The 23,379-nt window shown below is 71.3% G+C and carries 22 protein-coding genes and 1 pseudogene; 20 read left to right on the top strand and 3 right to left on the bottom strand.

The genetic code is table 11. The features are described from left to right. Window positions 1-31 precede the first annotated feature (31 nt). Window positions 32-2,929, top strand: coding sequence for an EAL domain-containing protein (locus tag ACQYVW_RS04570; RefSeq protein WP_434946182.1), 2,898 nt, complete (start codon window positions 32-34; stop codon window positions 2,927-2,929). A 1-nt stretch (window position 2,930) separates the two neighbouring features. Here the strand turns inward: ACQYVW_RS04570 and ACQYVW_RS04565 are convergent, their stop codons facing one another. Together ACQYVW_RS04565 and ACQYVW_RS04560 are read right to left on the bottom strand one after the other, a co-directional pair. Then, a complete protein-coding gene (locus ACQYVW_RS04565) occupies window positions 2,931-4,631 on the bottom strand; it encodes a vWA domain-containing protein (RefSeq protein ID WP_434946181.1) in 1,701 nt (566 codons plus the stop codon). An 85-nt stretch (window positions 4,632-4,716) separates the two neighbouring features. Further along, window positions 4,717-5,022 carry an HD-GYP domain-containing protein gene (locus ACQYVW_RS04560; protein ID WP_434946180.1) on the bottom strand — a complete coding sequence of 102 codons (306 nt, stop codon included), beginning with the start codon at window positions 5,020-5,022 and terminating at the stop codon, window positions 4,717-4,719. 465 nt (window positions 5,023-5,487) lie between these two features. Between ACQYVW_RS04560 and miaA the strand changes: the two genes are divergently transcribed. The 8 genes from miaA (at window position 5,488) to ACQYVW_RS04520 (ending at window position 13,551) form a co-directional block, all read left to right on the top strand. Continuing rightward, entirely contained in the window at window positions 5,488-6,447 is a 960-nt protein-coding gene (gene miaA / locus ACQYVW_RS04555; protein WP_434935305.1) for a tRNA (adenosine(37)-N6)-dimethylallyltransferase MiaA, read from the top strand. Between the two features lie 201 nt (window positions 6,448-6,648). After that, the gene (gene hfq, locus ACQYVW_RS04550; protein ID WP_434935303.1) at window positions 6,649-6,924 is read left to right on the top strand and encodes an RNA chaperone Hfq; all 276 of its coding nucleotides are present in this window, start codon (window positions 6,649-6,651) and stop codon (window positions 6,922-6,924) included. Between the two features lie 105 nt (window positions 6,925-7,029). Then, the gene (gene hflX / locus ACQYVW_RS04545) at window positions 7,030-8,379 is read left to right on the top strand and encodes a ribosome rescue GTPase HflX (RefSeq protein ID WP_434946263.1); all 1,350 of its coding nucleotides are present in this window, start codon (window positions 7,030-7,032) and stop codon (window positions 8,377-8,379) included. A gap of 136 nt (window positions 8,380-8,515) precedes the next feature. Next, the gene (gene hflK, locus ACQYVW_RS04540) at window positions 8,516-9,658 is read left to right on the top strand and encodes an FtsH protease activity modulator HflK (RefSeq protein ID WP_434946179.1); all 1,143 of its coding nucleotides are present in this window, start codon (window positions 8,516-8,518) and stop codon (window positions 9,656-9,658) included. Further along, on the top strand, window positions 9,655-10,518 hold the full coding sequence (hflC, locus tag ACQYVW_RS04535; protein ID WP_434935299.1) for a protease modulator HflC: 864 nt from the start codon (window positions 9,655-9,657) through the stop codon (window positions 10,516-10,518). The genes hflK and hflC overlap by 4 nt, the downstream gene beginning before the upstream one ends. Before the next feature lie 224 nt (window positions 10,519-10,742). Next, entirely contained in the window at window positions 10,743-10,931 is a 189-nt protein-coding gene (locus tag ACQYVW_RS04530; protein WP_434935298.1) for a DUF2065 domain-containing protein, read from the top strand. A 436-nt stretch (window positions 10,932-11,367) separates the two neighbouring features. Then, entirely contained in the window at window positions 11,368-12,660 is a 1,293-nt protein-coding gene (locus ACQYVW_RS04525; protein WP_434946178.1) for an adenylosuccinate synthase, read from the top strand. Between the two features lie 126 nt (window positions 12,661-12,786). Continuing rightward, window positions 12,787-13,551, top strand: a complete 765-nt coding sequence (locus tag ACQYVW_RS04520) for a protein tyrosine phosphatase family protein (protein WP_434946177.1) — start codon at window positions 12,787-12,789, stop codon at window positions 13,549-13,551. A gap of 59 nt (window positions 13,552-13,610) precedes the next feature. Here ACQYVW_RS04520 and ACQYVW_RS04515 read toward each other — a convergent pair whose 3' ends face one another. After that, window positions 13,611-14,099, bottom strand: a complete 489-nt coding sequence (locus ACQYVW_RS04515) for a MarR family winged helix-turn-helix transcriptional regulator (RefSeq protein ID WP_434946176.1) — start codon at window positions 14,097-14,099, stop codon at window positions 13,611-13,613. A 74-nt stretch (window positions 14,100-14,173) separates the two neighbouring features. Between ACQYVW_RS04515 and ACQYVW_RS04510 the strand changes: the two genes are divergently transcribed. The 11 genes and pseudogenes from ACQYVW_RS04510 to ACQYVW_RS04460 all read left to right on the top strand — a co-directional run bounded on the left by ACQYVW_RS04510 (window position 14,174) and on the right by ACQYVW_RS04460 (window position 23,321). Beyond that, window positions 14,174-15,319, top strand: coding sequence for an efflux RND transporter periplasmic adaptor subunit (locus tag ACQYVW_RS04510; protein WP_434946175.1), 1,146 nt, complete (start codon window positions 14,174-14,176; stop codon window positions 15,317-15,319). Beyond that, on the top strand, window positions 15,316-18,378 hold the full coding sequence (locus tag ACQYVW_RS04505; protein ID WP_434946174.1) for an efflux RND transporter permease subunit: 3,063 nt from the start codon (window positions 15,316-15,318) through the stop codon (window positions 18,376-18,378). The genes ACQYVW_RS04510 and ACQYVW_RS04505 overlap by 4 nt, the downstream gene beginning before the upstream one ends. Before the next feature lie 309 nt (window positions 18,379-18,687). Next, window positions 18,688-18,963 carry a YlcI/YnfO family protein gene (locus tag ACQYVW_RS04500; RefSeq protein ID WP_434946173.1) on the top strand — a complete coding sequence of 92 codons (276 nt, stop codon included), beginning with the start codon at window positions 18,688-18,690 and terminating at the stop codon, window positions 18,961-18,963. Continuing rightward, entirely contained in the window at window positions 18,960-19,268 is a 309-nt protein-coding gene (locus ACQYVW_RS04495; RefSeq protein WP_434946172.1) for a type II toxin-antitoxin system RelE/ParE family toxin, read from the top strand. The genes ACQYVW_RS04500 and ACQYVW_RS04495 overlap by 4 nt, the downstream gene beginning before the upstream one ends. 154 nt (window positions 19,269-19,422) lie before the next feature. Next, window positions 19,423-19,935: a hypothetical protein gene (locus ACQYVW_RS04490; protein WP_434946171.1), complete on the top strand. Its 513-nt coding sequence runs from the start codon at window positions 19,423-19,425 to the stop codon at window positions 19,933-19,935. Further along, on the top strand, window positions 19,926-20,228 hold the full coding sequence (locus ACQYVW_RS04485) for a hypothetical protein (protein ID WP_434946170.1): 303 nt from the start codon (window positions 19,926-19,928) through the stop codon (window positions 20,226-20,228). The genes ACQYVW_RS04490 and ACQYVW_RS04485 overlap by 10 nt, the downstream gene beginning before the upstream one ends. Then, window positions 20,216-20,659 (top strand): annotated as a pseudogene (locus tag ACQYVW_RS04480) (PIG-L deacetylase family protein); the annotation flags it as partial. The gene ACQYVW_RS04485 and the pseudogene ACQYVW_RS04480, both read left to right, overlap by 13 nt. 307 nt (window positions 20,660-20,966) lie before the next feature. Next, entirely contained in the window at window positions 20,967-21,563 is a 597-nt protein-coding gene (locus tag ACQYVW_RS04475; RefSeq protein WP_434946169.1) for a class I SAM-dependent DNA methyltransferase, read from the top strand. Beyond that, window positions 21,560-22,216: a glycosyltransferase family 2 protein gene (locus ACQYVW_RS04470; protein ID WP_434946262.1), complete on the top strand. Its 657-nt coding sequence runs from the start codon at window positions 21,560-21,562 to the stop codon at window positions 22,214-22,216. Before ACQYVW_RS04475 ends, ACQYVW_RS04470 begins: the two co-directional genes overlap by 4 nt. A gap of 92 nt (window positions 22,217-22,308) precedes the next feature. Further along, on the top strand, window positions 22,309-22,536 hold the full coding sequence (locus ACQYVW_RS04465) for an AraC family transcriptional regulator (RefSeq protein WP_434946168.1): 228 nt from the start codon (window positions 22,309-22,311) through the stop codon (window positions 22,534-22,536). A gap of 266 nt (window positions 22,537-22,802) precedes the next feature. Continuing rightward, complete coding sequence (locus ACQYVW_RS04460; RefSeq protein ID WP_434946167.1) at window positions 22,803-23,321, top strand: hypothetical protein; 519 nt, start codon at window positions 22,803-22,805, stop codon at window positions 23,319-23,321. The last annotated feature ends 58 nt before the right edge of the window (window positions 23,322-23,379 follow it).

The following is a 23,379-nucleotide window of genomic DNA, read 5'->3' as shown; positions in this document are numbered from 1 at the left end:
GTTATGCTTTTCCGATGGAGGTGTCGTGGTCGTGAATATCCCCGTGGTCGAGGCACAGGTTCGGGACCCCGGAGGAGACCCGGCGCTGGCCGCCCTTGGCCCGTTGCTGGCCGATACCCTGCCGCCCGGTGCCGCCGTCACGGTGGGCTGGGACGACCCCCTGCTGGGGGGCGGGATCTCGCAGGGCGGTCGCGGTGGCGCGGCCCCTGCCGCCGCGGCGACGCTGCTGGCCGGAGGGGCTGCGGCGGCGGGACGCCACGACCTGGTCCAGTCCTGGACGATCGAGACCACCCGCGTGGCGCTGGTGGTGCAGCCGGGGGGGCGGCTGCCGGGCGCCCTGCGCGACAGCTGGATCGGGCTGGCCCGCGGCCTGATCGACGCGCATGTCGCCAGCGCCCGCGCGCAGTCGCGCTTCGAGGGCCTGCGCAAGTCCGAGCGGCTGCGCCAGGCCCTCTACGAGATCGCAGACCTGTCCGGCGCCAGCCTCGACATGCAGGAGATGCTGGCGCGGATCCACGCCATCGTCGGCACCCTGATGCCGGCCGAGAACTTCTACATCGTGCGCTATGACGATATGCGCGAAACCCTGCGGTTCCTCTACTTCGTCGACCAGCGCGATCCCTGGGTGGCCGATCCGGACGAGGAGATCCCGCTTTCCGAGATGCCCACCAGCCTGACCGTGGCCATGCTGCGGCACGGCCAGCCCATGCTGGGGCCGTCGGCACAGGTGCGGCGCGCGCTGGGCGTGGAGACCGACCCTGCACACGGGCCCGACAGCGCCGACTGGCTGGGCGTGCCGATGCGCCGCGACGGCTGCGTCAGCGGCGCGGTGGTGGTGCAGAGCTACGACCAGCCGGAGCGCTATACCCAGGAGGATCGCGCGCTGCTGGAATTCGTGGCCCAGCACATCCTCACCGCGCTGGACCGCAAGTCCGCGCAGGAGGAACTGGAGCGGCGGGTGGACGAACGCACCCGCGAGCTGCAGCACGCCAACTGGGTGCTGGAGGCCGAGATCGTGGAGCGCGAGCGCGCCGAGAGCCTGCAGCGCGCGCTGTTCCGCATCAGCGAGCTGTCGATCACCGCCGGCAGCATCGAGCGCTTCTACGCCGACGTGCACGGCATCATCGACGAGCTGCTGGACGCGCGGAATTTCTACATCGCCCTGCTATCGGAGGACGGCAGTTCGCTCGAGTTTCCCTATTCGGTCGACGAACTCGACCCGGTGCGCCGGCCGCGGCGGCTGGGCACGGGCCTGACCGAGTACGTGATCCGCACCGGCCAGGCACTGCTGGTGGACCGCTACGGCATGGCGCAGCTCGAACAGGCGGGGCAGGTGCGCAGCCACGGCAGCCTGGCCCACTGCTGGCTGGGCGTGCCGCTCAGCCGCGACGGCATCGCCTGCGGGGTGATCGCCGTGCAGAGCCACAGGCCGGACTGCGTGTTCACCCCGGCCGACCAGGACCTGCTGACCTTCGTCGCCCATCATGTCGACGGCGCACTGGCGCGCAAGCGCGCGCAGGAAGTGCTCAAGGCGACCCATGCCGAACTGGAGTTCCGGGTCGATGCGCGCACCCGCGAGCTGGAGCAGGCCAACCGCGAACTGCGCGCGCAGATCGGCGAGCGCGTGCGCGCGCAGCAGCGGCTCACCCACCAGGCCCGCCACGATGGCCTGACCGGGCTGCCCAACCGCGTGTTCCTGCTCGACCGTCTCGACAGCATGATGCGGCGCATGCCCGAGAACGGCCAGCGGTTCGCCGTGCTGTTCCTGGACCTCGACCGCTTCAAGCTGATCAACGATTCGATGGGCCATGCGGCCGGCGACGCGATGCTGATCGAGATCGGGCGCAGGATCCGCGCCGCGATCGGGACCGAGGACGTGGTCGCGCGCCTGGGCGGCGACGAGTTCGCGATCGTGCTGGCCGGCGTGGACGGTGCGGCGGCCGCCGAAGCCCGTGCCGCGCGCATCCTCAAGAAGCTGGGGCGATCGATGTGGGTGGCCGGGCGCGAGCTGTTTCCCTCCGCCAGCATCGGCATCGCCCTGTGGCAGGCGCGCTACCGCCACGCCGACGAGCTGCTGCGCGATGCCGACGCCGCGATGTACCGGGCCAAGGCCTGCGGGCGCGACCGCAGCGCGCTGTTCGACGAGGAGATGCGGGCCGAGGCGATGCGCCTGCTCGATCTGGAGGCGGACCTGCGCCGCGCGATCCAGCGCGATGCTTTCGAACCGCACTTCCAGCCGATCGTGCGCCTGTCCGACGGCGCGGTGGTCGGGCACGAGGCGCTGCTGCGCTGGAAGCACGAACTGCATGGCTGGCTGCCGCCGTCGGAGTTCCTGCGGGTGTGCGAGGACAGCGGCCTGATCGAGCAGGTGGACTGGCTGCTGTACCGGCGCGTGGTGGCGTGGATGGCGGGCCATCCCGAGGGCTACGTGTCGATCAACGTCTCGCCGCGGCACTTCCACGCCGATGATTTCGCCGAGCGCCTGCTGCGCATCGCCGAGGACGCCGATGTCGACCCGCGCCGGCTGCGCATCGAGATCACCGAGGGCGCGCTGCTGGACGATGCGCCGCGCGCCGCGCGCATCCTCGGTACCTTGCGCGCGCGCGGCGTGCTGGCCCAGCTCGACGACTTCGGCACGGGTTTTTCCGCGCTGTCGTACCTGCACCGCTTCCCGATCCAGGCGCTGAAGATCGACCAGAGCTTCATCGCCGGCCTCTCCGGGGATACCCAGGCCGAAAGCCTCGCGCTGGTGCGGGCGATCCTCGCGCTGGCCGGCACCCTCGGCATCGACACCATCGGCGAAGGGGTCGAGACCTCGCAACAACGCCAGCTGCTGTCCGAACTCGGATGCGCCTACGGCCAGGGCTACCTGTTCGGACGGCCGCGGCCGACGCAGCCCGCGCCTGCCGCCGCCCTGCTGCCGGCCTGAATCACCACGCCACCGGTGGCGCCGCGCCGCCGCGATCGTCGCTGCCGGCCACCAGCGCCGCCGAGGCGTCCACCAGCCCGGCGAACTCGGCGCGCAGCTTCCAGGCATCGTGGCCGCGGTTCTCGCGCGCGCTCGCCGCGATGGCGGTCCAATCCCAGCCGCCCAGGTGCTTGCCGCCGCGCAGGGCATCGGCGAAGGCCGCCACCGTGGCCGCGAAGCGCATCGATTCGCCCGGCTGCGCGCGCATCGCCGCCTGCGTGACCGGGGTTTCGATCAGCCGGCTCGAGGTTTCGCCGGGGCGCTTGTAGCGCAGGCGCAGATGCGCGAACTCGCCCGACGGCGTCGCCACGGCAGGCGTCGGCGCGCCGTAGCGTAGCGCCGGCAGGCGCTCGCCGCCGGAGCCGGCCAGGGTGATCTCGTACAGCGCGGTGACCTCGTGGCCGGCACCGATGTCGCCGGCATCGACCCGGTCGTTGGCGAAATCCTCGCGCGCCAGCATGCGGTTCTCGTAGCCGATCAGGCGGTATTCGGACACCAGCGCGGGATTGAACTCGAGCTGGATCTTCACGTCCTGGGCGATGGTGAGCAGGGTCGAGGACATTTCCTCCACCAGCACCTTGCGCGCTTCGAGCAGGGTGTCGATGTAGGCGTGGTTGCCATCGCCCGCATCGGCCAGGCGCTCGGCCAGGTGGTCGTTGTAATTGCCATGGCCGAAGCCGAGCGTGGTCAGCGCGATGCCGGCTCGGCGCTGGTCGGCGACCATGGTTTCCAGCGAGTCGCCGTCGACGGTGCCGACGTTGAAATCGCCGTCGGTGGCCAGGATCACGCGGTTGACGCCGCCTTCGATGTAGGCGCGTCGCGCCATCGCATAGGCCAGGCGGATGCCGTCGCCGCCATTGGTGCTGCCGCCGGCCTCCAGGCGCCCCAGCGCACCCAGGATCTCGTCCTTGCGGTCGCCGGGCGTGGGCGGCAGCACCAGGCCGGCCGAGCCGGCATACACCACGATCGACACGCGGTCCTGCGCGCGCAACTGGCCGGTGAGTTCGGCGAAAGCCTGCTTGAGCAGCGGCAGCTTGTCGGGCGAATTCATCGAGCCGGAGGTGTCGAGCAGGAACACCAGGTTGGCCGGCGGCAGTTGCGCCTTGGGCACGTCGTAGCCCTTGAGTCCGATCATCAGCAGGTGGCGGCGCGCATCCCAGGGCGCGGGCGCGATCTCGGCGGTCGCGCGGAACGGCGTCTCCAGCGTATCCGGGCCGGGATGGCCATAGTCGAAGTAGTTGATGAACTCCTCGGCCCGCACCGCATCGGCCGGCGGACGCACGCCGGCGCGCAGCATGCGCCGCACGTTGCTGTAGCTGCCGGTGTCGACATCGATCGAGAACGTCGATACCGGCTGCTCGCTCGTGCGCTGCACCGGATTGTCCTCGCGAGGCGCGTAGCGTTCGGTGTTCGCCGGTGCCGGCGCCTCGGCGGCGAGCACGTGGGCCGCGGACACCTGGATGGCGGTGGATTCCCGAGCCATCGCGCGCTGCGCGGCCAGGGACCGCTGCGCTCCGTCCGCGGCAGCCGGCATGGGAGGCGGTGGCGGGGCGGGTGGTGCGATGAGCGTGGCGAGGTCGGCATCTCTCCCGGGCGCGGCCGAACGGCAGGCGGACAGGAGCAGGGCGGCGGCGAGTGCGGCGGCGAGTGCGTTGCGGAACATGAGCGGTCTCCCGAGGGCGTCGGGGAGTGCAAACGCACGGTGCGGCGGAACGGGGTTGCCGGCCCCGCACCTGCGGGCGCCGGGATCAGCCGGCGAGTTCGCGGACCTGTGGCAACAGGTGCCCGAGCACGCGGAACACCTCCGGATCCAGGGTCCGGGCCGTGGCATCGCCCAGCTTGCGCATGGCCTGCGCCTCGGGCATCGGCGCGTGGTAGGGCCGCCGGCTGGTCATGGCGTCGTAGGCGTCGACCAGCGACAGTACCCAGCATTCGAGCGGGATCGCATCGCCGCGCAGGCCGTCGGGATAGCCCGAGCCGTCGACGGCCTCGTGGTGATGGCGGATCAGCTGCGCCACCCGCTGCGCGTCCTCGCGCGCGGTGGCGAGGAACAATCGCTCGCCCCGTTCCGGATGGGTTGCGCATGACGTGCCAGTCGGCTGCGTCCAGCGCGCCGGCCGACAGCAGCACGCCGTCGGGAATGCCGATCTTGCCCACGTCGTGGAAGCGCGCGCCCAGGGCCAGGTCGTGCAGCTGCCGCTGGTCGAGGTCGCAGTGCGTCCCCAGCAGCGTGGCCAGGACGGCCACGCGGTCGCAATGCACGTGGGTGTCGCGATCGCGCTGGTCGAGCGCCGCGGACAGGACGTGCAGGGCGGCATCGTCGACGCCGGGCCGGATTGCGCCGTCGGCGCGGGGTGCAGAGGACATCGCGGGCAGTGCGGACTATGCTGGCAGTGGAAAGGGATGGAGCCGTGCGCAGCGAACAGTCGCGAGCCGACATCGACGCCGGAATTCCAGCCCAAGCCCCGGACGGCGCAGGCGATGCGGTCGCGGCGCCCGCGCGGGCGATAATGCGGCACATGCCCGCCGACCGCCGCCCGCCCGCCATCGCGTTGATGGGCCCCACCGCATCGGGCAAGACCGCGCTGGCGCTGGACTGGGCGCAACGCTTCGGCGGCGAGATCGTCAGCGTCGACTCGGCACTGGTCTACCGCGGCCTCGACATCGGCTCGGCCAAGCCCGACGCCGCCGAACGCGCGCGTGCGCCCCACCACCTGCTCGACCTGCGCGATCCCTGGCAGGCCTATTCGGCGGCCGAGTTCGCCCGCGACGCGCGCGCCGCCATCGAGGGCATCCTCGCCCGCGGTCGCCTGCCGATCCTGGCCGGGGGGACCGGCCTGTACTTCCAGGCCCTGCTGCGCGGACTGTCGCCCATGCCCGAGGCCGACGCGGCGACGCGGGCCGCGATCGCGGAGGAGGCGGCCGTGCGCGGCTGGCCCGCCCTGCATGCCGAACTGGCGCGGATCGACCCGGATGCCGCCGCGCGGATCAAGCCCGGCGATCCGCAGCGCATCCAGCGCGCGATCGAGGTGTTCCGGCTGAGCGGACGCACGATCAGCGACTGGCAGCGGCAGGCCCCGCGGTCGCACCGGCCCCGGGTGCGCGTGCTCAGGCTGGTGATCGCGCCGCGGGAGCGCGCGGTGCTGCACGCGCGCATCGCGCAGCGCTTCGACGCCATGCTCGCCGCCGGCTTCCTTGACGAGGTGCAGGCGCTGCGCGCGCTGCCGCCATTGGCCACGCATCCTGCGCCGCTGGACCTGCCCGCCATCCGCGCCGTCGGCTATCGACAGGCCTGGGAACACCTGGATGGCGGCACCGACGCGGCGCAGTTCCGCGAGCGCGTCATCGCCGCGACGCGCCAGCTCGCCAAGCGCCAGCTCACCTGGTTGCGTGGCGAACTCGACGCCCTGTGGTTCGACCCGGAACGGCAGGGCGAGGCCATCGCCGGCACCGTGCGGCGATTCCTGGGACGCGGCTGACGCCGCCTCGCGGCAGTCCGAATCCGCTCCCGGTCGTGCCTTTTGTGACGCCATCCACCCGCAGCCCGCCCGCGACGCGGCCGGTTGTGTACCATCCCCGTGTTGCCGCCGCCGGGGATGCAAGCGGGTCGGGCAATGCGGCCGGGAAGGTCCGCCAGGGGCGCCGGCCGGACACAACAATAACCAAGCTGGGGAAACACCATGTCCAAGGGACAGTCCTTGCAGGATCCTTTCCTGAATGCGCTGCGGCGCGAACGCGTTCCCGTCTCGATCTACCTGGTCAACGGCATCAAGCTGCAGGGCGTGATCGAATCCTTCGACCAGTTCGTGGTCCTGCTGCGCAATACCGTCAGCCAGATGGTCTACAAGCACGCCATTTCCACCGTGGTGCCGGCGCGCAACGTGCGCGTGGGGCCGGGCGGCGGCGTGGTCCAGGCGACCGACGGCAGCGACGAGGCGCCGGTCGATCCGGCCTGAAGCCGGCCAGGGGGCGTCCCCGCGACGCCCCGGTGGTTGAAGACGGGCACCGCGGCCTCCATGTCGGGTGCCTGAGCCAACCGCCGAGATCCGATGCCGACCCAACTGTTCGAGCGCTCCCGCAAGGGCGAGCACGCGCTGCTGATCCAGCCCCATGCCGGAGGCGCGCCCGACGACGCCGAACTGGAGGAGTTCGCCGAACTGGCGCGCTCCGCCGGCGCCACCGTCGCCACCGTCCTCACCGCGCGCATCGACAAGCCCAACCCGGCGCTGCTGATCGGCACCGGCAAGCTCGAAGAGGTCAAGGCGGCCTGCGAGGCGTCCGGCGCCGACCTGGTGCTGGTCAACCACCCGCTCACGCCCGGCCAGGAACGCAACCTGGAGAAGGCGCTGGAGCGGCGCGTGGTCGACCGCACCGGCCTGATCCTGGACATCTTCGCCCAGCGCGCTCGCAGCCACGACGGCAAGCTGCAGGTCGAACTGGCCCAGCTCAAGCACATGTCCACCCGCCTGGTCCGCGGCTGGACCCACCTCGAGCGCCAGCGCGGCGGCTCGATCGGCCTGCGCGGCCCCGGCGAAACCCAGCTCGAGACCGACCGCCGCCTGCTGCAAAAGCGCGTGGACATGCTGCAGAAGCGCCTGTCCAAGGTGCAGGTGCAGCGCGACCAGATGCGCCGTGCCCGCGTGCGCAGCGAGCTGCCGCGCGTAGCCCTGGTGGGCTACACCAACGCCGGCAAGTCGACCCTGTTCAACGCCCTGACCGGGGCCGATGCCTATGCGGCCGACCAGCTGTTCGCCACGCTGGATCCCACCGTGCGCCGCATCGGCCTGCCCAGCGGGCCGGTGGTGCTGGCCGACACGGTGGGCTTCGTGCGCGACCTGCCGCACGAACTCGTCGCCGCGTTCCGCTCGACCCTCAGCGAGGCGCGCGAGGCCGACCTGCTGCTGCACGTGATCGACGCCGCCGACCCGCTGCGCGAGGAGCGCATCCGCCAGGTCGACGCGGTGCTGGCCGAGATCGGCGCCGGCGATATCCCGCAGCTGCTGGTGTTCAACAAGATCGACCGGATCGAAGGCGCGCAGGCCAGGCGCGATGCGCCCGAGGCGGCGAACGGCAGCGGCGATGCGCTGCCCGGCGGCACAGTGGCTCTCGGCCGCGAGCGGGTCTGGATCTCGGCCCGCGACGGCCTCGGCCTGGACCTGCTGCAGCAGGCGCTGTCGCAACGGCTCGCCCAGCGCAGGATCGTGGCCGAACTGGCGCTCCCGCCCGAGGCCGGACGGCTGCGCGCGCGCCTGCACCAGCTCGAAGCGGTGCGCGCCGAATCTCAGGACGAGCACGGCTGGCGCCTGCAGGTGGACCTGTCCGAGGCCGACGCCGCCCGCCTGGCCGCGCAGGGCGACGGCGCCTTGCTGCGCCCGCTCTTGCCGGAACTCGAGCCCGACCCCACCCTGTAAACTAACGGACCGCCGGCGCAGGAGCCGGCCCAGCCGCGACCGGGTACCGCCCGTGCGCGCCGGGCCGTCCCGCCCCGCAATCGCGACACGCTGCGCCACGCCCACCGAGCGCGGCGCACCCCAGACTGGAGCAGGCATGGCCTGGAACATTCCCGGCAAGAACAACGGCGAGCGACCCGAACGTCCGCGCCCCGACGGCGAAGGCCGCAATCCCTGGCCGCCCAAGCGTCGTCGTGGCGGCGGTGGCATGGGCGACCTGGGCGACCGCCTGCGCGGTCTGTTCGGCGGCGGCGGTGGCGGTGGCAGCCCGCTGCGCTGGATCGGCATCGCCCTGGCGGTGTGGCTGGTGTTCAACTGCTTCGTGCTGATCGGCGAACAGCAGCGCGGCGTGGTGCTGCGCTTCGGCCAGGTGGCGCGCGTGATGCAGCCGGGCCCCAACTTCAAGGCGCCGTGGCCGATCGAGACCGTCACCAAGGTCGACGCGACCAGCGTGCGGACCTTCACCAACAGCCTGCCGGTGCTGACCCGCGACGAGAACATCGTCACCGTCTCGTTCAACGTGCAGTACCGCGTGGCGGATCCGGAGCTGTTCCTGTTCGGCACCCAGAACGCGGTACGCGTGCTGGAGCAGATCGCGCAGAGCGCGGTGCGCGAGCAGATCGGCCGCGCCGACCTGGACACCGCGCTCAACGCCCGCGGGCCGCTGTCGGTGGCCGCCTCGACCGCGCTGCAGGCCTCGCTGGAGGCCTATCGCACCGGCCTGGTGGTGACCGAGCTCAACCTGCAGGACGCGCGTCCGCCGGAAGAGGTCAAGCCCGCGTTCGACGAGGTCAACAGCGCCCAGCAGACCAACGAGCGCCTGGTCAACGAGGCCCGCGCCTACGCCGCGCGCGTGGTGCCCGAGGCCCGCGGCGACGCGCAGCGCCTGCGCACCACCGCCGAGGGTTACAAGACCGCCGCCGTGGCCCGCGCCACCGGTGACGCCGAACGCTTCACCCTGCTGGTGGACGAATACCGCAACGCGCCCGACGTGACCCGCAAGCGCCTGTGGCTGGAGACCCTGCAGCAGGTGCTCGCCGACAACCGCAAGGTGGTGGGCGGCGACGGCCAGCAGCTGATCTACGTGCCCATGACCCAGCAGCAGAACGACGCCGGCGCCGCCGGCAGCCAGCAGCCGCCGGTGCTGCCGCCGGAGATCGTGATGCCGGCCAACGGCGGCGGCGATGCGACCCTGCCGCGACCCAGCCGCACCGCGCGCGGTGAAGGAGGCAACCGATGAGACTCAACCTGATCGCCCCCATCATCGTCGCGGCCGTGCTGCTGCTGATGGGCTCGGTATACGTGGTACGCGAGGGCCAGACCGCCCTGGTGCTCAACCTGGGCCGCGTGGCCCGTACCGACATCGGCCCGGGCCTGCACTTCAAGATCCCGCTGGTGGAAACCGCGCGCGTGTTCGACCGGCGCTTCTACGCCGCCGAGTTCTCGCCCGAGCGCTACCTCACCTCCGAGCGCAAGGACGTGAGCGTGGACTTCGTGGCGATCGGCCTGATCAGCGACGTGGCCGATTTCTACCGCGCCACCGGCGGGCAGATGGACCTGGCCAGCGAGCGCCTGGCGCCGATCATCAAGGACTCGCTGCGCAACGAGATCAACGCCCGCACCCTGCAGCAGCTGGTGTCCGGCGACCGCTCGGAGATCATCGCCAGGCAGCTGGAAGGCATCAACGAGGCGGCCAAGACGCTGGGCATGCGCGTGATCGACATCCGCCTCAAGCAGATCGACCTGCCCACCGACAGCGACGTCATCGCCCAGGTCTACGACCGCATGCGCGCCGAACGTCGCCAGGTGGCCAGCCGCCTGCGCGCGGAAGGTGAAGAGCAGGCCCGCATCATCCGCGCCGAAGCCGACCGCGAGCGCACCGTGCTGGTCGCCGAGGCCGAGCGCGACGCGCAGAAGCTGCGAGGCGAGGGCGATGCCGAGGCCACGCGCATCTACGGCCAGGCCGCCAGCCGCGACCCGGGCTTCTACGCCTTCCAGCGCAGCCTGGAGGCCTACCGCGCCTCGTTCGTCGACGGCAACAGCGTGATCGTGCTCGAGCGCAACGATCCGTTCCTGCAGTACATGCGCAGCGACCGCTGAGGCCAACCGTTCGCGGCTTCCTCCCGCAGCCGCGGGAGGGAGCGGCTTCACCGCCAGGCGGGTGCGACGTCGGTGCTGCTGCGAAGCGCGGGTGTTGCCCGCGCGGCAGGCGCCGCCCGCGCCGCACCCCCATCGCGCATCGCTAGACGCGCGGACGCGCCGGTGGGCCCATGATGGTCACGCCGGGCTTCGCAAGGCCGACCAACCGACAAGGAATCCGACCCATGCAAGACCTCTGGGCCGCCCTGTGCCTGGTTGCCGTCCTCGAAGGCCTGATGCTGTTCGTCGCCCCCGGCGGCTGGAAGCGGGCCGCGCAGCAGCTGCAGGCCCTGCCCGAGCAGCAGCTGCGCCGCATCGGCGTCGTCATCCTGGCCTGCGGCCTGGCCGCGCTGTACTTCGTCCGCGGACAGTAGAACTGCGAGCCGGCACCGGCGCCGGCCGATGGCGGGATCCCTCGCTGCACCCGCGATGACGGAAGGAGATCGCACGCTCTGGTGCGTTGCCGTTGCGACGCGCGCGGGTCGAGGACTGCCGTCTCGCGCCCGCGATCCATCCTCATGCTGCGGCAGATGCCGGATCCCGCTGGATGCCTGCAGCGCCAGGGATCGCCGGTCGCAACGCGCCCGGAGATCCGACGCGCCCCGCTGCCTGGACCTGCGGCTGGCCCCCACCTCCCAAAACCCGGATAATGCATAAAAGCCGGTCGGGGACAGTCTCTCCGCCGGCTTTTTCCGTGTCTGGCCCGGCGTGGCGGACGGCTCCCCGATGGAGCGGCCCGCAAGGCACTCCCGGTCGGATGCGGCCCATCCTGCGGCCCCGATGGCCGCATGCAACAAGGAGACACCAGCCATGGGTCAGTCAGTCGTCGTGTTGGGCGCCCAGTGGGGCGATGAGGGCAAGGGCAAGATCGTCGACCTGCTTACCGAGGAGATCGGCGCAGTCGTGCGCTTCCAGGGCGGCCACAACGCCGGCCATACCCTGGTCATCAACGGCAAGAAGACGGTGCTGCACCTGATCCCGTCCGGCATCCTGCGCGACGACGCGCTGTGCCTGATCGGCAACGGCGTGGTGATCTCGCCCGCGGCCCTGATCAAGGAGATCGAGGAACTCGAAAGCGCCGGCGTGGAAGTGCGCTCGCGGCTGAAGATCAGCCCGGCCGCGCCGCTGATCATGCCCTACCACATCGCGCTGGATCAGGCCCGCGAAAAGGCGGCCGGAGGCAAGGCCATCGGCACCACCGGCCGCGGCATCGGCCCGGCCTATGAAGACAAGGTGGCGCGCCGCGGCATCCGCATCGCCGACCTGCACTATCCCGAGCAGCTCGCCGAGAAGCTCAAGTCCGCGCTCGACTACCACAACTTCGTGCTCACCCAGTACCTCGGCGTCGAGCCGGTCGACTTCCAGAAGACGCTGGACGAAGCGCTGGCCTTCGGAGAGTACGTCGAGCCGATGAAGAGCGACGTCGCCGGCATCTGCCACGACCTGCGCAAGCAGGGCAAGCGCGTGCTGTTCGAAGGCGCGCAGGGCGCGCTGCTCGACATCGACCACGGCACCTATCCCTACGTCACCAGCTCCAACACCACGGTGGGCGGCGCGCTGGCCGGCACCGGCGTGGGCGCGGACGCGATCGACTACGTGCTGGGCATCGCCAAGGCCTACGCCACGCGCGTGGGCGGCGGTCCGTTCCCGACCGAACTGGACGACGAGATCGGGCAGGGCATCCGCGACCGCGGCGCCGAGTACGGCGCCTCGACCGGGCGCCCGCGCCGCTGCGGCTGGATGGACATCGTCGCGCTCAAGCGTGCGGTGGCCATCAACGGCATCTCCGGCCTGTGCATCACCAAGCTCGACGTGCTCGACGGCATGGACAAGCTGAAGATCTGCATCGCCTACGAATACCGCGGCAAGCGCACCGAGTACGCCCCGCTGGACGCGCAGGGCTGGGAAGAGATCACCCCGGTGTATCTCGAGTTCCCCGGCTGGAGCGAGAACACCCATGGCGTGACCGTGTGGGAAGAGCTGCCGCCGGCCGCACGCGCCTACCTGCGCGCGCTGGAGGAGCTGGCCGGCTGCCCGATCAGCATCGTCAGCACCGGCCCCGACCGCGACCACACCATGGTGCTGCAGGATCCGTTCGCCTGACCGCGCGCGGGCACAACGCACGCCCACCGGCGTTGTCGCACCGCCAGCAACGGAATGCAGGCCCACCGCGGTGTCCACCGCCAGCGATGGGCCCGTCATCCTCGCGAAAGCGGGGATCCATTGCCCTTGAAGGAGCCCCGCATCTGCGGGGCTTCCTGCTTTCGGCTGTCGCGCCTCTCCATCCGTCTGCATGAACAGCGGCAGCGCCGCATCCCTGCGGGAAGCGCGGCCACGCCGCCCCCCGTCGCACAATCCAGCCTCCAGCGCATTCCGCAGGCCCCGCCCATGACCCGTCATACCGCCACTGGCCTTCTCGCCGCCGCCCTCATTGTCATGACCGGTGGCAGCACGGCAGCAGCGACCGGCGCCGCACCCGCTACCGGCGCCGAGACCACTGCGCCCGCACCGGTACTCGATCGCTTCTCCAGCCCCGCCAACGGTATCCACACCGGCGGACGGATCACCGCCGACGACCTGCCCACCCTGCGCGTCGCCGGCATCCGCCATGTCATCGACCTGACGCCAGACGCCGAAACCCCCGATTTCGATGAGGCCGCCGCCGTCCGCGCGGCCGGACTGTCCTACGACAACCTGCCCATCGCCGGCGCCGACGACCTCGACCGCGAATCCGTCGCCGCCTTCGACAAACTGCTGCACGGCCTCGATGGTCCGGCCCTGGTCCACTGCGCCAGCGGCAATCGCGTCGGCGCCCTGGCTGCCCTGCGCGCAGCCTGGCTGCAGGGCGCGGAGCAAGACGCCGCCATCGCCGAGGGCCGCCGCTGGGGTTTGCGCAGCCTGGAAGGGGAAGTCCGCAGCCGCCTGGCGCGCGAGCGTTGCGTGGCGTCCGCGCAGGGGCAGGGGGAGATCGACGCCTGCGTCGCTGGCGGCTGACCGCAGACGCAACCCCATCCATCAACCATTGTCGCGCGGGTGCGCTTCCGCGCCGCCCTTTATTCGCGCTCCTTCAGCAGCGTCGAGGGCAGCGTCGCCACGCAGCGCTGCAGCAGGTCGACCAGCTGCCCCTGTTCGGCAGGCGAGAGCGCGCCCAGGGCGCCGTCGATCACGTCCTGCGCCACGTCCGCGCCGCGCATCACCAGTTCCTCCCCGCGGTCGGTGATCCGGAACGACATCACCCGCCCCAGCCAGGGGTGCGGGGTGCGCGCGACCAGTCCATCGCGGCCGAGCCGCAGCAGGATCTGGTGCATGGTCTGCGGCGACACCGCGCTCAGCCGCGCCAGGTCCGCGTTCGAGGCGCCGGGATGCTCCAGCAGGTGCATCAGCACCAGCGCCTGCGGTCGCGACAGCTCGATGCCGGCCTCGCGCAGGCGCTCTTCGATCATCACCGTCAGGCCGAGGTGCAGCCGCTTGAGCAACGAGGTGGCGCGGTAGGCGGTGGAGTTCCTGAACGCCCACAGGGGGCTGGCGTGGTTTTCGGGCATCAGGCCACCTCCACGGTTCCGCAAGTTATCAGTGTGCTGATAGAGTATCAGCATTCTGATACGAGCCGAAACCCATGCCTGCCATTCCCCTGCGCGTGCTGGCTGTCGCCGGACTGCTTGCCCTGGCCGCCTGCGGCGACGACGCGCCACCCGAAGCCGCGCCGAGCCTGACCGTATCGCTGGCCACGCCGACGACGCGTGAAGTGGTGCGCGAGGTGGCCGCCTCCGGCGCAGTCGCTGCATGGGAGGAAGTGTCGGTGGGCGTCGAACTGTCCGGCGTGCGCGTATCCAGCGTCGAAGTGGAAGTGGGCAGCGTGGTGGAGCAGGGCGACGTGCTGCTGCGCCTGGACGACCGCACCCTGGCCTCGCAACTGGCGCAGTCCGATGCCGCGGTGACCGAGGCGCAGACCAACCTGGAGACCGCGCGCCGCAAGGCCGCGCGCATCCGCGAGCTGGCCGACGACCGCATGGTGTCGCTGCAGGACGCCGAGGAAGCCGAGGCCGCGCGCGCCAATGCCCAGGCGCAGCTCAATACCGCGATCGCCAGCCGCGACGCCGCGCGCGTGCAGCGCGACTTCACCGTGGTGCGCGCGCCGGTGGCCGGCGTGGTGTCCGCGCGCAGCGTGCAGCCGGGGCAGGTGGTGGGGGCGGGCGGCGAACTGCTGCGCCTGATCCGCGACGGCCGCCTGGAATGGCGCGCCGAGCTGGCCGAGGACGACCTGCTGCGGGTCGCGCCAGGCACCACCGTGCAGGTCGAGACCTCGGCCGGACCGGTGGCCGGCACGGTACGGCGCGTGTCGCCTGCGCTGGACGTGCAGAGCCGCACCGGCACCCTCTACGCCGACCTGCCCGAACCCGGACCGCTGCGCGCGGGCATGTTCGCGCAGGGCCGCATCGCACTGGGCCGGGCGCAGGCGATGCTGGTTCCCAACGAGTCGGTGGTGCGCCGCGACGGACGCGCCTACGTGTTCGTCGTCGACGGCGAGCACCGCGTGCGCGAGCAGGGCATCGAGGTCGGTGCGACGCACGGCGACCTGATCGAAGTGCGCAGTGGCCTCGACGCCGATGCGCGCGTGGTCGCACGCGGCGCGGGCTTCCTCGGTGACGGCGACCTGGTGCGCGTCGTCGAGGACGCTGCCGCGGCAGCGGGTGCTGCGCCAGGCAGTGGCCGGCCCGCCGGCGCGCCCCAGGGCGCCGCGGACAGGGGCGACCGGCAATGAACTTCTCCGCCTGGTCCATCCATCGCCCGCTGCCGGCGATCCTGGTCTTCATCCTGCTCACCGCGGCCGGGCTGGTCGCGTTCAACCGGCTCGCCGTCTCGCAGTTCCCCGACCTCACCGTGCCGGTGGTCAACGTCACCGTGACCCTGCCCGGCGCCAGCCCCAGCACCCTGGAAACCCAGGTCACGCGCAAGGTCGAGGACGCCACCGCCAGCATCCCCGCGCTGGACAACATGGTCTCGATCGTCAACGAGGGCGTGTCCACCACCATCCTCACCTTCGAGATCGAGAAGGACGGCACCATCGCCAAGGACGAGGTGCGCGACGCCATCGACCGCGTGCGCATCGACCTGCCGGCCGACGTCGAGCCGCCCATCGTCTCGCTGGTCAACGTCACCGGCGGCGACATGCTGCACTACGCCGTCACCGCCGACGGCTGGAGCGACGAGGAGCTCAGCTGGTTCATCGACGACACCGTCGCCAAGCGCCTGTTCGCCGTGCCCGGCGTGGGCGCGGTGCGGCGCATCGGCGGCGTGGACCGCGAGATCCGCGTCGCCCTGCGGCCCGAGGCCGTGCAGGGCTTCGGCGCCAGCCCGGCGCTGATCAGCCAGCAGCTCGCGCGCATCCAGCAGGAGCAGCCCGGCGGCCGCACCACCGTGGGCGGCAGCGAACAGGCAGTGCGCACGCTCGGCACCGTCGCCGATGCCAGCGATCTCGCCGACTTCCCCATCTCCATGCCCGACGGCCGCAGCGTGCGCCTGTCCACGCTGGCCACCGTCACCGACGGCAATGCCACGGTCAGCCAGCGCACCACGCTCGACGGCCGCCCGGTGATCGGTTTCGCCGTGCAGCGCACCACCAACACCAGCGAGGTCGACGTCGGCAACGCCGTGCGCGAAGCCGTGGCAAAGCTGCAGGACGAGCAGCCGCGCCTGCGCATGGTGGAAGTGGCCTCCACCACCCAGGTGGCCGAGGACTCGTTCGAATCCTCGATGCACATGCTCTACGAGGGCGCCGCGCTGGCGGTGCTGGTGGTGTTCCTGTTCCTGCGCGACATCCGCGCCACCCTCATCAGCGCCGTGGCGCTGCCGCTGTCGATCATCCCGACCTTCGCGGTGATGCACTGGTTCGGCTTCAGCCTCAACATGATCACCCTGCTGGCGCTGGCGGTGGTGGTGGGCATCCTGGTGGACGATGCCATCGTGGAGGTGGAGAACATCGACCGCCACCTGCGCATGGGCAAGACGCCGAAAGTGGCCGCGCTGGAAGCCGCCGACGAGATCGGCCTGGCCGTGATCGCCACCTCCTGCACCCTGGCCGCGGTGTTCATCCCGGTGGCCTTCATGCCCGGCATCCCCGGCAAGTTCTTCCGCGAGTTCGGCTGGACCGCGGCTTCGGCCGTGCTGTTCTCGCTGCTGGTCGCGCGCCTGATCACGCCGATGATGGCCGCCTACCTGCTCAAGCCGCTGCCCGAACACAAGGGCGACTCGAAGCTGATGCAGTGGTACCTGCGCTTCGTAGACAACTCGCTCAGGCACCGCAACCGCACGCTCGCCATCGCGCTGGGCATCTTCATCGGCTCGCTGGCGCTGCTGCCGCTGCTGAAGGTCACCTTCATCCCGCCCACCGACGGCATCCAGAGCAGCGTGCTGCTGGAACTGCCGCCCGGCACCGCGCTCGCCACCACCGAGGAGGTGGCCGAAACCGCGCGCCAGCGCATCGCCGACATCCCCGAGATCGAGCACGTGTTCGTCACCGCCGGCAGCACTTCCGGCCCCGGCGGCCCGGCGGGCGACCTCAGCAGCGCCGAGCTGCGCAAGGCCACGCTCACCATCCGCTGGAAGGACGACCGCGACGCCACCCAGTACGAACTGGAATCGCAGGTGCGCGAGCGCCTGGCCGACCTGCCCGGCGTGCGCCTGAGTTTCCAGGGCGGCGAACCCGGCCGCGCGCTGCAGCTGGTGCTGGCCGGCGACGACCCGGTGAAGCTTGCGGCCGCCTCGCGCGACGTGGAGCGTGGCATCCGCCAGCTGCCGGGCCTGGGCACCGTGAGCTCGTCGGCCGCGCTGGTGCGCCCGGAAATCATCGTGCGCCCCGATGCCGCGCGCGCCGCGGACCTCGGCGTATCCACCGCCGACATCGCAGCCGCCACCCGCGTGGCCACCCGCGGCGACTACGAGCAGTTCCTGGCCAAGCTCAACCTGCCCGAACGCCAGGTGCCGATCCGCGTGCAGCTCGACGAAGACGCGCTGTCCGATCCGGCCCTGCTCGGCCAGCTGCGCGTGCCCACCGCCAGCGGCGGCAGCGTGCCGCTGTCGTCCGTCGCCGAGATCACCACCGCCAGCGGCCCCTCGCAGATCGACCGCTTCGACCGCCGCCGCAACGTCACCATCACCGTCGACCTCAACGGCATGGCCATGGGCGAGGTGGAACAGCAGATCGACGCGCTGCCCGCCCTGCAGAACCTTCCGCCGGGCGTGCAGCGCCAGGCCGCCGGCGACAGCGAAGTGTTCGCCGAGATGTTCGGCGGTTTCGTGATGGCCATGGTGGCCGGCATCTTCTGCGTGTACGGCGTGCTGCTGCTGCTGTTCAACCACGCCAGCCAGCCCATCACCATCCTGGTGGCCGTGCCGCTGGCCGCCGGCGGCGCCTTCGGCGCGCTGCTGGTCACGGGCCTCGACATCTCGCTGCCGGTGCTGATCGGCCTGATTTTGCTGATCGGCATCGCGGTCAAGAACTCCATCCTGCTGGTGGACTACGCCGTCATGGCCGAAGCGCAGGGCATGTCGCGCCACGAGGCCCTGATGGACGCCTGCCACAAGCGCGCCCGCCCCGTGATCATGACCACCATGGCCATGGGCGCCGGCATGCTGCCGATTGCATTGGGCCTCACCGCCGACGCCAGCTTCCGCATGCCCATGGCCGTGGCCGTGATCGGCGGCCTGATCACCTCCACCGTGCTCAGCCTGGTGGTGGTGCCGGCGGCGTTCACGCTCGTGGACGACCTGGAGGAGCGGCTGATGGCGAAGTTCCGCAGGCGCGCCCCGGCCGCTGCCTGAGTCCGTCTTTCGCGGCGCACGCGGCCCTTCTGCTCCCGCTCCGAGCGTACTTTCTGCTACTCCCGCGAGCGTGCTTTCGCTCCCTCCCCCGCCTGCGGGGGAGGGCCGGGGTGGGGGCACCGCAGTCCCGATCCCTAAGCCCCGAAACTGGCGATCCGAAGCCGCGATCTGTGTCCAGGGCAGAGCACGGAGCCGCCCAGCAACCCTTGCAAGGTCAGACCTGCCGTGACACCCGTCTCCGGCTTCCGCTTTACCGCCCCGGTCCTTTCCGCCATCATGCGTTGCAATTGCAACGCACGGCGACACCGCATGAAAACAGCCTCTCTGCCGTCCCTCCGCGTCGACCCCGCCCTGCGCGAAGCCGCCGAAGCGGTGCTGCAGGAAGGCGAAACGCTCTCGAGCTTCGTCGAGCAGTCCGTGCGCGCCCAGGTGGAGCGCCGCCGCCAGCAGGAAGCCTTCATTGCCCGCGGCCTCGCGTCCCGTGACCGCGCCGCAGGGAAGGGCCAGTACGTGGACGCCGCCGACGTCCTCGACGGCCTTGCGCAAGAACTCGCGAAAGCCCGCAGGAAGGCCCGGCCCGCATGAGCTTCCGCGTCCGCTTCACGGAGGAAGCGCGGGAAGACCTGGAGCGGCTGTACAACTGGCTCCTGGATCGAAGCGATGGCGATTTCGCGATCGCCGAGCGTGCGCTCCAGTCCATCCGCGACGGAGTCGCCGTGCTCGAACTCGCACCGCTGAGCTGCCGCAAAGCCACCGCGACAGATCCGTTCCTGCGCGAGCTGGTCATCGGCTTCGGCGCCAGCGGCTACGTGCTGCTGTTTGAGGTCGAGGATGCCCACACCGTCACCGTGCTCGCAGCCAGGCACCAGCGCGAAGACGACTACCACTGAAGCCATCTCTCCAACGGCTCCCCGCCCAGCTCGCTCCGCTCCCTCCCCCGCCCGCGGGGGAGGGCTGGGGTGGGGGCCACCGAAGCGCCGTCAACCGGCTTCATCACCGCCCCCGAAGTCCCCGCGCCCGACGCATTCGCCGGGCCGTCTGCCCGTGATCGCTCATCAGCGCGCCCGCCCGACGATCATCACGATGTCATCGCGGCTTTCCTGCGTCGCGCGGGAGGCGGTGATCCGCGGCGCTCCACCCCCCACCGCGACTCACGCCGCGCCGACCGCGGGGGCTGGTCCTGTCCGGCCGCAAGCCTTGGTGCTCGGGCGCGCGCTTCGTCGATGCCGCGCTGCTCACCGCAGGCGGGGCGACGCGCGCCAGCTGGTGCTGGTGCAGCTGCGCCAGCCCGGCGTCACCGTCCCCGATGCCGGCTGGCAGGCCGTCGGCATGGCCGCCATCGAAAGCGGGCCGGTGGACTTCGACGCCGTGCCCTGCGTGCGCATCGGCGGCCCGGGCGCCTATCTCGACCGTCCCGGCTTCTGGCACGGCGGCGCCGGCGTGGCCGCCTGCTGGCTCGGTGCCGCGAACAGATCGCCCAGCGCATGGCCGACCCGGCGCGCGTCGCGAGCGACCCGCACCTGGCCGCCGCGCTGGGACGCGTCGACATGGCACTGAGCGCCGCATCCGCCCTCCTGCGCGAACTCGCCACGCAGATCGACGCCCACCCCGCGCAGCCCCACCAGCGCGAGGTCGTGCGCCTGCGCTCCGTGGTCGAACGCGCCTGCCACGACGTCCTCGACGCCGCCGCCCGCAGCCTCGGCCCCGGGCCGCTGTGTCGCGACGGCGACCATGCGCAGCGCTGCGCGGACCTGTCCGTGTTCGTGCGCCAGAGCCACGCCGACCGCGACTGGGCCGCGCTGGGCGCGCAGGTTGCGGCCCTGGAGGCGGAGGCACGATGGCCGCTGTAGCCCCGCCGCGCATCCACGGCGCGGGCCAGTGCGAATCCGCGTGGCGCGCGTCGCCCTGGCTGGCCGCACTGGACGAGCGGCCGGCCGCGCAACTGCTGCAGGGTCGGCGGCGGCTGGTCCTGCTCTCGCCGCATCCCGATGACGAGACCCTCGCCTGCGGCGGCCTGCTGCGCGCCGCCAGCCAGGCCGGGCTCGACATTCACCTCGTGGCAGTCACCGATGGCGAAGCCTGCTATCCCGGCGATGCCGCCTGGACGCCCGAACGCCTGCGCGAAGTGCGTCCGCGCGAAGTCATGCAGGCCTTCGACGCCCTCGGCGTGCGCGCGCAGGTGCGGCGCCTGGGCCTGCCCGATGGCGGGGTAGGGGCCCAAGTCGATGTCATCGAGGCCGCGCTGCACACCCTGCTGCAACCCGGCGACCTCGTGCTCGCGCCCTGGGAGCAGGACGGCCACCGCGACCACGACGCCGTCGGCCGCGCCGCACTCGCCGTCGCGGCGCAACCGGGCCTGCGCCTGCTGCGCTATCCGGTGTGGGCCTGGCACTGGCTGTCGCCGCACACCCGGCGTGCGCCGTTCGATGCGTTGCGCATGCCGCTCACGCCCGACACCGTCGCCCGCAAGCAGCGCGCCATCGCTGCTTCGCCTCGCAGCTGCACAGCGACGCGCCGCGCGCGCCCGCGCCGATCCTGCCGCCGCACATCGTGGAGCGCTTCCACCGCCCGTTCGAGGTCTACCTGCCATGACGCTCGCACGCTATTTCGAGCAGGTCTGGCAGGAAGGCGACGACCCCTTCGGCTACCGCACCCGCTGGTACGAAACCCGCAAGCGCGACCTGCTGCTGGCCGCGCTGCCGCGCCCGGCGTTCCGGCGCGGCTGGGAAATCGGCTGCGCCAACGGCGAGCTGACCCGCAAGCTGGCGACGCGCTGCGACGCCCTGCTGGGCACCGACCTCAACCCGCGTGCCGTGGCCGTGGCGCGCCAGCGCTGCGCCGGCCTCGGCCACGTCGAACTGCGCTGCATGGAACACCCGAGCGAATGGCCCGACGGCCGCTTCGACCTGGTCGTGGTTGGCGAGATGGGCTACTACCTGGGCGACACCGCCCTGCAGGCCTTCGCCCACCGCATCGACACCTCCCTCGCACCCGATGCCGTGCTGCTGGCCTGCCACTGGCGCCACGCCTTCGACGGCCGCCACAGCGACACCGTGGACGTGCATGCACGGCTGGCGGCCATCCCCGGCCTCACCCGCATCGCCCACTACCGCGACCCCGACTTCCTCCTCGACTGCTGGAGCAGCGACACCACTTCGGTCGCGCAGCGCGAGGGCCTGCGATGATCGGCGTGCTGGTGCCCGCGCACAACGAGGAAGCCCTGATCGGCGACTGCCTGCGCGCCATACTCGCCGCCGCCCGGTCGCCCGCGCTGGCCGGCGAACGCGTCGAAGTGGTGGTGGCCCTGGACAGCTGCAGCGACGCCACCTTCGACGCCTGCGCCGCACTGGGCGTGCGCACCCTCGCACTGGACGCCCGCTGCGTGGGCCGCGCCCGCGCCGCCGCGGCCGACCTGCTGCTGCGCGAAGGCGTCCGCTGGCTCGCCTCCACCGATGCCGACAGCCGCGTGCCCACCGACTGGCTCGCCGCGCAGCTGGCCTGCGACGCGGACGCCTTCTTCGGCACCGTGCGCGTCGCCGACTGGCGCGACTTCGCCCCGCGCGTGCGCGCCGCCTTCCTCGCCGGCGAGCACTACGCCGACGACAACCCGCACGTGCACGGCGCCAACCTCGGCGTCAGCGCCCGCGCCTACCGCGCCGTCGGCGGCTTCCCCGCGCTGCCCGCGCACGAAGACCGCGGCCTGCGCGACGCCTTGGAACGCGGTGGCTTCAGCATCGCCCGCCGTGCGAACCCGGCGGTGATCACCAGCGCACGTCGCGATGCGCGGGCAAGACACGGCTTCGGCGACTACCTGCTGGCGCTGGAGGCGGCGGCCTGAGGGGCCGCCGAAGGGGTTGCCTCGGTGCACTGCTGGTCAGCGGCTGGACCAGCCGGCGCAGTCAAACGGCATCACGGGACGCTCGCCGCCTCTTGCACCCGCAACTGGCCAAGGCGCTCAGCGTCCTGCACGCACGCTCCGGCGAGCCCTGCCCGCTCGAACGCCTGGCCGCGCAGGCAGGCATGTCGCGCAGCGCCTTCGCCGCCGTGTTCAAGCACACCATGGGCACCACGCCCGCCGCCTACGTGCTCGACTGGTGTCCGGGCCTGGCCCCCGCCCCCCTGCGCGAGGGCAGGGCCGTGAAGCAGGTGGCGCACTAGCTGGTTCGCGGGGGCGGGGGCGATTGTGGAAGAATTTCGGAGGCGGTATGGGCTTCGCCGCGGGGTTCCGCCGGTGGGGTGGCGCCGTCGAACGACCAGCGCAGTCGGCCAATAGTTGATGACTCCGAATCTTAGGTAGCCGTGGGCAGCAATGCCGTCCCGCCTATGAGTACCGGTCCGTGCGGGTTAAGGCCTTGACTACTGCGAAAAACTTAAATACTCTTTTTCTCCAAATTCAGATAAGAAAACTGGATCAGGAGTTCAGAATGACGAAATCCGTGGTAATCCCCGACGACCTGTACGCGAAGCTTGCTTCGCTGGCGCGCCCGTTTCTCGACAAGGAGCCGGCAGACGTCATCCGGCGGCTGGTGGGCAAAGAGATCGGTGATGCAGAAGCGACAGGCGAGGGTAGCCTCGCCAATGGCGATGCAGGCGGCTTCATCGATAGGGCGCCGCGGGAGCGCGGCGCGGTGATCGATCTGGATGGCACCACGATCCAGGCAGACTCCGTGCCGGACCTGTGCAGGCAGGTGATGGAGTACTTGTATCGCCACAAGCACTGGGACACAGTCATGCGCCTTGCGCCGTACAAGACCAGTGCGCAGCGCTATCTGTTCGCGAAGACGCCCAAGCATCCGAACGGCAAGGATTTCTTCGTGGAGATCCAGTGCCATGGCCTGTACGTTGAAACCCACAAGAACTATCAGACGGCGATCACCCAGCTGGCGCGCTTCGTAGCCAAGTGCGGCCTGACCCTGACCTATAAGGGCACTTCGGCAAGCTGAAGTCACGCGGAGAACGCTGGCGCGATTGGTTTACATCACACTCGAACAACAACAACAC

Origin of the sequence: Luteimonas campi (genome assembly GCF_051162505.1) — a bacterium.
Classification (GTDB): Bacteria; Pseudomonadota; Gammaproteobacteria; order Xanthomonadales; family Xanthomonadaceae; genus Luteimonas.
The sequence above is the reverse complement of the archived record's forward strand: the minus strand, read 5'-3'. Positions and strand labels throughout refer to the sequence as shown.

Bases quoted from the DNA above. Each gene is read 5' to 3' on its own strand.
- ACQYVW_RS04565 (WP_434946181.1), bottom strand. From the start codon at position 4,631: ATGTTCCGCAACGCACTCGCCGCCGCACTCGCCGCCGCCCTGCTCCTG.
- miaA (WP_434935305.1), top strand. From the start codon at position 5,488: ATGCCCGCCGACCGCCGCCCGCCCGCCATCGCGTTGATGGGCCCCACC.
- hfq (WP_434935303.1), top strand. From the start codon at position 6,649: ATGTCCAAGGGACAGTCCTTGCAGGATCCTTTCCTGAATGCGCTGCGG.
- hflK (WP_434946179.1), top strand. From the start codon at position 8,516: ATGGCCTGGAACATTCCCGGCAAGAACAACGGCGAGCGACCCGAACGT.
- hflC (WP_434935299.1), top strand. From the start codon at position 9,655: ATGAGACTCAACCTGATCGCCCCCATCATCGTCGCGGCCGTGCTGCTG.
- ACQYVW_RS04530 (WP_434935298.1), top strand. From the start codon at position 10,743: ATGCAAGACCTCTGGGCCGCCCTGTGCCTGGTTGCCGTCCTCGAAGGC.
- ACQYVW_RS04525 (WP_434946178.1), top strand. From the start codon at position 11,368: ATGGGTCAGTCAGTCGTCGTGTTGGGCGCCCAGTGGGGCGATGAGGGC.
- ACQYVW_RS04515 (WP_434946176.1), bottom strand. From the start codon at position 14,099: ATGCCCGAAAACCACGCCAGCCCCCTGTGGGCGTTCAGGAACTCCACC.
- ACQYVW_RS04510 (WP_434946175.1), top strand. From the start codon at position 14,174: ATGCCTGCCATTCCCCTGCGCGTGCTGGCTGTCGCCGGACTGCTTGCC.
- ACQYVW_RS04505 (WP_434946174.1), top strand. From the start codon at position 15,316: ATGAACTTCTCCGCCTGGTCCATCCATCGCCCGCTGCCGGCGATCCTG.
- ACQYVW_RS04500 (WP_434946173.1), top strand. From the start codon at position 18,688: ATGAAAACAGCCTCTCTGCCGTCCCTCCGCGTCGACCCCGCCCTGCGC.
- ACQYVW_RS04495 (WP_434946172.1), top strand. From the start codon at position 18,960: ATGAGCTTCCGCGTCCGCTTCACGGAGGAAGCGCGGGAAGACCTGGAG.
- ACQYVW_RS04485 (WP_434946170.1), top strand. From the start codon at position 19,926: ATGGCACTGAGCGCCGCATCCGCCCTCCTGCGCGAACTCGCCACGCAG.
- ACQYVW_RS04475 (WP_434946169.1), top strand. From the start codon at position 20,967: ATGACGCTCGCACGCTATTTCGAGCAGGTCTGGCAGGAAGGCGACGAC.
- ACQYVW_RS04470 (WP_434946262.1), top strand. From the start codon at position 21,560: ATGATCGGCGTGCTGGTGCCCGCGCACAACGAGGAAGCCCTGATCGGC.
- ACQYVW_RS04460 (WP_434946167.1), top strand. From the start codon at position 22,803: ATGACGAAATCCGTGGTAATCCCCGACGACCTGTACGCGAAGCTTGCT.